Here is a 203-nt window from a genome sequence, read left to right on the forward strand (position 1 = left end):
TTTACCTGCTTCCATGGTGATATTCCCGCTCTGTTCATCATTGCTTTGCATCGGGTTTGTACCGGCAATAATATCGGCTCCAACACCATGGATGCTGCCTTTGTGGGCTTGCATATTAACAGCGCGTCCTGCTTCTATGCTATCTGTTACCGCTGTAGAGGTCTGAACAGAGGCTTCTGCCTTCTCTGTCTTAAAGCCCACGG

The 203-nt window shown here is 49.3% G+C and carries 1 protein-coding gene; it reads right to left on the bottom strand.

All coding sequences use genetic code 11. The annotated features are described in order from the left end of the window. On the bottom strand, window positions 1–203 hold a 203-nt coding region (locus ACFIMM_RS09550; protein WP_375692564.1), incomplete at both ends, for a hemagglutinin repeat-containing protein.

The organism is Bartonella sp. AP258QHHD (assembly GCF_042196145.1).
GTDB lineage: Bacteria > Pseudomonadota > Alphaproteobacteria > Rhizobiales > Rhizobiaceae > Bartonella.